At 73.1% G+C, this 6963-nt stretch carries 5 protein-coding genes; 1 reads left to right on the top strand and 4 read right to left on the bottom strand.

Features of this window, described 5'->3' with window-relative positions:
- Nucleotides 1–76: 76 nt before the first annotated feature.
- Nucleotides 77–850, bottom strand: coding sequence for an enoyl-CoA hydratase/isomerase family protein (locus E0D90_RS21720; protein WP_103501494.1), 774 nt, complete (start codon nt 848–850; stop codon nt 77–79).
- Nucleotides 851–1041: 191 nt separating this feature from the next.
- Nucleotides 1042–2214: a L,D-transpeptidase gene (locus tag E0D90_RS21715; protein ID WP_130799739.1), complete on the bottom strand. Its 1173-nt coding sequence runs from the start codon at nt 2212–2214 to the stop codon at nt 1042–1044.
- A gap of 564 nt (nt 2215–2778) precedes the next feature.
- Here E0D90_RS21715 and glgX point away from each other — a divergent pair.
- Nucleotides 2779–5094 (top strand): glycogen debranching protein GlgX, encoded by a 2316-nt coding sequence (gene glgX, locus E0D90_RS21710; RefSeq protein WP_438827433.1) that lies wholly within the window; start codon nt 2779–2781, stop codon nt 5092–5094.
- A gap of 116 nt (nt 5095–5210) precedes the next feature.
- Here the strand turns inward: glgX and E0D90_RS21705 are convergent, their stop codons facing one another.
- Together E0D90_RS21705 and E0D90_RS21700 are read right to left on the bottom strand one after the other, a co-directional pair.
- Complete coding sequence (locus tag E0D90_RS21705; RefSeq protein ID WP_130799738.1) at nt 5211–5645, bottom strand: DUF6479 family protein; 435 nt, start codon at nt 5643–5645, stop codon at nt 5211–5213.
- An 11-nt stretch (nt 5646–5656) separates the two neighbouring features.
- On the bottom strand, nt 5657–6877 hold the full coding sequence (locus E0D90_RS21700) for a baeRF2 domain-containing protein (RefSeq protein WP_157996907.1): 1221 nt from the start codon (nt 6875–6877) through the stop codon (nt 5657–5659).
- Nucleotides 6878–6963 lie beyond the last annotated feature (86 nt).

The raw sequence follows: 6963 nt of genomic DNA, 5'->3' as shown, positions 1-6963 counted from the left end.
GGAGGGTCGCGTCGGGCGGTGAGGCCGGGGTGGGCCCGGTGGCGCCGTCGGGTGTGACGGTGCCACCGGGGCCGGGTCAGCGGGTGAACCGCGCCTTGCCGGGGCCGTCCTCGACGAAGCTGCGCATGCCGATCTCGCGGTCCTCGGTGGCGAACAACGAGGCGAACCAGGTGCGTTCGACGGTCAGGCCGGTGTCGATCCCGGCGTCCAGCCCGCTGTCGACCGACTCCTTCGCGGCGCGCAGCGCGATGGCGGGGCCGGCGGCGAGGCGGGCGGCCCAGGCGTGCGCCTCGCCGTGGACCTCGTCGGCGGGCACCACCCGGTCGACCAGCCCGATCTCCAGCGCCTCGGCCGCCTTGACCTGGCGGCCGGTGAAGATGAGGTCCTTCGCCTTCGACGGCCCGACCAGGCGGGGCAGCCGCTGGGTGCCGCCCGCGCCGGGGATCAGCCCGAGCAGCACCTCGGGCTGGCCGAGCCGTACGTTGTCGGCGGCGATCCGGATGTCCGCGCACAGTGCCAGCTCGCAGCCGCCGCCGAGCGCGTAGCCGGTCACGGCGGCGACGACGGGCTTGGGGATGCGGGCGATGGCGGTGAACGCGTCCTGCAGGCCGCGGGCGCGCGCGATCATCGCGGCCTGGTCCATGTCGCGCATTTCCTTGATGTCGGCGCCGGCCGCGAAGACCTTCTCGCCGCCCCAGATCACCACGGCGCGGATGTCGTCGCGTCCGCCGATCTCCTCGGCCAGTTCCCGCAGCCGGTCCTGGATCGCGACGTTGAGCGCGTTCATCGGGGGCCGGTCCAGGCGGATGGTGCCGACGCCGTCGTCCGCTACTTCGAGATGCACAGTCATGGCGCCAGGTTAGCGGTCGTTCACCGGCTGCCGGAGGCCCGGTGCGCGATCCCTCCCGGGAGGACGCGGACGGGCCCGGCGCGGTGCGGGTCCTGGTGGTCCCCTGCCGCGCCGGGCCCGTCCCGGTCCGTCGTGCGTGATGCGTCATCCCCGCCGGAGTGCCCGGCTTTCGGGGGCGTGGCCCGGTGGGCTCACTGGCCGGCGCCCCACTGGGACCAGTCCATGTTCCAGCCGTTGATGCCGTTGTCCGGCGCGATGACGTCGTCGTCGGAGTTGATCACCTCGACGACGTCGCCGATCCGGGTGTTCTGGTAGAACCAGGCGGCCGGGGTGGAGCTGTCGCCGCGGCCCTGGACGTCCTTGAGGCCGATGCAGCCGTGGGTGTCCAGCCGACTGCCGAAGGTGTCGTTGGACGACCAGTAGTTGCCGTGCAGGAAGGTGCCCGAGGTGCTCAGCCGCATGGCGTGCGGGACGTCCGGCAGGTCGTAGTCGTAGCCGACGGTGGCCCCGTCCATCCGGGTCTCCTCGAACATCTCGCTCACCACCATCTTGCCGTTCCAGGTGTCCTTGCCCGGAGAGCCGGCGGTGATCGGGATGCTCTTGAGGAGCTCCCCGTCGCGCTGGACGTCCATGGTGAGCTTCTTGACGTCGACCGTGCTCACCTGGCTGTGGCCCACGGTGAACGAGCGGTCGTTGTGGCGGGTGCCGTAGACGCCGGGGGAGACCTCGACGCCGCGGGTGCGGAACTTGACGGTGACGTCGGTTCCGGGCGCCCAGTACTCCTCGGGCCGGAAGTCCACGCGCTGGTTGCCGAACCAGTGCGGGCGGACCTCGACGGCCGGCTCGGTCTCGAACTCGATGGCCTCCGCGACGGCCTGGGTGTTCTCCACCGGCTTGTCGAAGGTGATCGAGACGACCGTGCCGACGCCCACGGTGCCGCCGTCCTCGATCCAGTTCCACAGCATGCTGCTGGTGTCGACGGTGGCCTCTGCCGCGACCGTGGTGAAGGCCGCGGTCTCGGTGGCCGCCCGGCCCTCGGTGTCCTCGCCGGAGGCGGTGACCTCGTAGGTGGTGTCGTTGGCGAAGTGCTCGACAGGCGTCCAGCTCGCGTCGTCCTCCGCGAACTCGCCCGGAACCTCCTCGCCCTCCGGGTCGGTGACGGTCACCTCGGTCAGTGTGCCGCCGTCGGCGGTCACCGAGAACTCGTCCCATGTGGCGACGGACTCCGCGCCGTCCTCCGGGCTGAACGCGATGGTCAGCGAGCTGTCGTCGCCCCCCGCTCCGTTGCCGCTTCCCTTGCCGTCGTCCGAGTCCCCCGACCCCTCGGCCTTGCTGGTACCGCCGCACGCGGTCGCAGCCACCATGACGACACCGAGAAGCGCGGCTATCGCACCTCTCCGCCCCGTGCCCCACTGCCGCCTGTTCACGTTGTTCTCCCCTCGCGCCCCGGGCGCCGCGATGATCAGCGAGCGCCGTAGCTCAAGCCAACCACACGGGTCAGGCGACACCGCACCGGAATTGTCACCGTTGCGTACTAGTGCTGGCCAGGGCTTCGCAGAGCGCGCATGAAACACCAGAAACAGTGCTATTCGCTATCAAAAGTGGTGGAATGTCGCATGAAGGGGCGTGATCCGGTCACGAGTGAGGAAAGGCGGCCGCCCGGGAAGAACCATCAGGAAACCGGTGACGGCCGGGCGACACACACCAGCTGACGGAGCGGCAACGACGCCGCCCGCCGCGGGCCCTCCGCGACCGCACCGCGACACCCCCTCACCGCAGCCGGACCCGCACCCACCCGTGACACGCATCCGTGACGCGCATCCGTGACACGCACCCGACAGCACCGCGCGCACCGCGGCGCGCACCACGGCCCGCCACCGGGCGCAGCCGCGCACCGCACCCCCACCCGCATCAGCAGGAGGCCAGAGATGTCCCAGGCACCCGAGCACGGGACGGCCGGAGCCGAGACCGCCGCCGAGACCGCCCTCGGCACCATGGCCACCGGGCTCCCCGGACCGCTCAGCCCCAGCGTGCGGGTCCGCCCGCCCGCAGGCCCGCCGCCCGAGGCCTGGCCCGGCAGCCCGCAGCCACTCGGCGCCCGCGTGTGCACCGGCCCCGGCGGCACCCCCGGCACCAACTTCGCCCTCTGGGCGGCGGGGGCCGAAGGCGTCGACCTCTGTCTCTTCGACGACGACGGCAACGAGACCCGCTGCCCGCTCACCGAACTCACCCACGAGATCTGGCACGGCTTCCTCCCCGGCGTCGGCGCCGGACGCCGCTACGGCTACCGCGTCCACGGCCGCTGGGACCCGTGGACCGGCGCCCGCTGGAACCCCGCCAAACTCCTCCTCGACCCCTACGCGCGCGCCGTCGACGGCGACTTCGCCCCACCCGGTGACAGCCGCCCCATCCCGGCTGAGTGCTACGCACACGCCCGCGACTGGCCCGACCAGGACATCGCCGACACCGTTCGCGACGACCGCGACTCCGCGCCGTTCGTCCCCAAGGGCGTCGTCGTCGACGACCGCGACACCTGGGCCGACGACCGGCGCCCCAAGACCCCCTGGTCCGACTCCGTCATCTACGAACTCCACGTGCGCGGCTTCACCAGGAGCCACCCGGACATCCCCGAGGAACTGCGCGGCACCTACGCCGGACTGGCCCACCCCGCGGCCGTCGACCACCTCACCCGCCTCGGCATCACCGCCGTCGAACTGCTGCCCGTCCACCAGTTCGCCCACGAGGACCACCTGCTGCGCCGCGGCATGTCCAACTACTGGGGCTACAACTCCATCGGGTACTTCGCCCCGCACGCCGCCTACAGCGCCACCGGCACCCGGGGCGCGCAGGTCGGCGAGTTCAAGAACATGGTCCGCGCCCTGCACCGCGCCGGCATCGAGGTCATCCTCGACGTCGTCTACAACCACACCGCCGAAGCCGGCCAGCTCGGCCCCACCCTCTCGCTGCGCGGCATCGACAACAGCGGCTACTACCGGCTCGGCGACGACCCCCGCTACTACGCCGACTACACCGGCTGCGGCAACACCCTCCACGTCGTCCAGCCCCAGGTGCTCCGTCTGATCACCGACTCCCTGCGCTACTGGGTCCAGGAGATGGGCGTCGACGGCTTCCGGTTCGACCTCGCCGCCGCCCTCGCCCGCTCCATGCACGACGTCGACATGCTCTCCCCGTTCCTCGCCGTCATCGCCCAGGACCCGGTGCTCCGCCGCGTCAAGCTCATCGCCGAACCGTGGGACGTCGGCAACGGCGGCTACCAGGTGGGGGCCTTCCCCCCGCTGTGGACCGAGTGGAACGACCGCTACCGCGACACCGTCCGTGACTACTGGCGCGGCGCCGTCCCCGACGTCCGCGACCTCGGCTACCGGCTCTCCGGCTCCAGCGACCTCTACGCCTGGGGCGGCCGCCGCCCGTACGCCTCCGTCAACTTCATCACCGCCCACGACGGATTCACCCTCCGTGACCTCGTCTCCTACCACGGCAAGCACAACGAGGCCAACGGCGAGGACAACCGCGACGGCACCGACGACAACCGGTCGTGGAACTGCGGCGCCGAGGGCGAGACCGAGGCCCGCGACATCACGGCCCTGCGCCGCCGCCAGCTCCGCAACCTGCTCACCACCCTGCTGCTCTCCACGGGTGTCCCCATGCTGGTCGCCGGCGACGAGATGGGCCGCACCCAGCGCGGCAACAACAACGCCTACTGCCAGGACAGCGACATCAGCTGGGTCGACTGGAGCCTGGCGCGGGACCCGGCCTGGCGCTCCCTGCTCGACCTCACCACCCGGCTGATCCGGATCCGCCGCGAACACCCCGTGCTGCGCCGCCGTGCCTTCTTCTCCGGGCGCCGCCACGGCCCGGAGGGAATCCGCGACCTCGCCTGGTTCACCGCCACCGGCGAGGAGATGGCAGAGGCCGACTGGTACGCCCCCAGCCTGACGCTCGGCATGTACCTCTCGGGACAGGACATCCCGCAGCGCGACGAGAAGGGGCGGCCCGTCACCGACGACAGCTTCCTGGTGCTGCTGCACTCCGGTGGCGAGGCCGCCGTCTTCCCACTGCCCGGCGCCCCGTGGGCCGACGGCTACGAACTGGTGCTCGACACCACCCGCGAGGACCAGCGGACACCCCCGGGAACGCTGCACGCCCCCGGCGAGGACATCACCCTCCCCGCCCGCTCGGTACTGCTGCTGAGGGCGGTGCCGCCGGAGGGAGACACCGCCTGAGCCGCGGGCCAGGAGGCGCGGACCCGCCGGGGACGGACACCCGCCGGACGCGCGTGTGGGCCCGCCGCGCGACGATCTCGCGCGGCGGGCCCACGGCCGGGGGAAGGGGCCCGGCGTCAGCCCCGGTCGCGGGCGCCGGCGCCGTCGGCGTCCGGGCCACTCCGCTCCGCGGAGGTCCCGGTCGGGTCCGCGTCCTTCGCGGTGCCGGTGGCACGCGCCCCCTCCGGTGAGGGGGCGCCACGGTCGGCCGGCACGCCCGGGGTGGACCCGAACGGCTGGAGTTCGTGCGGCCGCAGCCGCCGCCCGTCCGGCTCGAAACCGGGGTGCGCCGGGTGCTCCATCACCTCACCGACCGGGCCCTCGGGCGGCAGTCCCGGCTGTTCCTCCGGGCGAGGAGCCGGCAGCTCCCGCTGCCGCAGCCGGATTCCGTACCAGACCGCCGCGATGAGCAGCGTGACCAGCACGATGCCGAGCACAAAGGGGCCGACCCCCACCAGGAAGTCCCGCTCGGCCGCGATCCGGACCGTACTGCCGTGCATACTGCCGTCCATCGGGTGCCTCCTCAGGCTCCGGCGACCGTCTCGGGTCGCCCGGTCACCACATCCGTTCCGTTTCCTTCCTCCGCTTCGGCCTCCACCGCCGGTATGGACGCCTGGCTCTCCTCGCCGTGCGCCCAGCGCAGCACCGCGCCGAGGCCGCCGCTGGGCAGCTCCACCCCGTCGTAGGCCGACGGGTCGACCACCACCACATCGCCGCCGGCCGCCACCACCGCGCGCAGCAGCGCGTCATCGGCCCGCGCGGACGCCGGGTCGTCCGCGCCGAGCGACCGCGCCTCCGTCCGTCGCATCGCCAGCTGGTCGGGCTCGCCCCCGACCCACACCTCGCGGTTGTGGTCGGAGCCGCCGGGGACGATCACCAGCGTGGCGATCCGGCGCTCGCGCGCCGCCTCCACCAGCGAGGGCACCCCCTCGGTCGCGGCAGCGCCGTCGGCGCCCGCCAGCCCGGCCCGGAACCGTTCCAGCAGCTCGGAGTGCTCCTGCTCCCGGCGCTCGCGCAGCAGCCGGGCCACCTCCTCGTCCAGCAGCGACGTCCGCGCGCCCGGCGCGCGGCCACCTCGGTCGGTCTCCACCACGCGCGAGGCCAGGGCCTGCGGCAGCCGGTCGTGGACGCTGCGCCGCTGGCGCTCGTCACCGACCAGCAGCACCACGTCCGCCTCGGTCTCCACCACGGCCTTCGCCAGCTCCTCCGCCGTCTCGGCGGCGTTGCGCTCCCAGGTGTTCTCGACGGCCGTCTGGAAGCGGCGCTCGGACCAGTCGGAGCTCGTGGTGCGGTTGACGGGCCAGCTCTCGCCGTCGACGCGGCCCACCGTCTCCGCGCCACGGGCGTGCCGCAGCTCGAAGTCGGCGCCCTGCCGGTCCACGTACGCCAGGAGGCAGACCCGGGAGTCCTCCGCCATCTCCACCAGCGGCGTCAGCCGCGGCACGGCGCTCCACGAAGCCTCCGTCGCCGGAGGCGCCGAGCCCAGCGGCACCTCCCGCACGACCGCGCCGTTCGCTGCGAAGACCGCGCGGCCGGGCGGGCCCGGACGCGGCGCGTTCAGCTCCTCGTAGACGCCGCGCGCCTCGGCGTCACCGGCGCCCTGTTCGGTGAGGTCGTCGCGTGCCTGCCGGGCGGCGAGTTCCTGATGGGTGGCGGCGTCGGGGCCGGGGGTGGCGTTCGCCAGGTAGGCGGACGCCCAGGGGCCCGGGGTGCGGACTACGGGCTCCAGAAAGGCGAGATCCATCGATCCTCCTGATCCGTCGGGATGTTGCTTCGCTCGGATACTCGGGACGGGTGGGTGGCGAGCGGCGACTCCGTGCTGCTGTGGCG

It is taken from the genome of Streptomyces otsuchiensis (assembly GCF_004305975.1).
In the GTDB taxonomy this organism is placed as follows: domain Bacteria; phylum Actinomycetota; class Actinomycetes; order Streptomycetales; family Streptomycetaceae; genus Streptomyces; species Streptomyces otsuchiensis.
The sequence above is the reverse complement of the archived record's forward strand: the minus strand, read 5'-3'. Positions and strand labels throughout refer to the sequence as shown.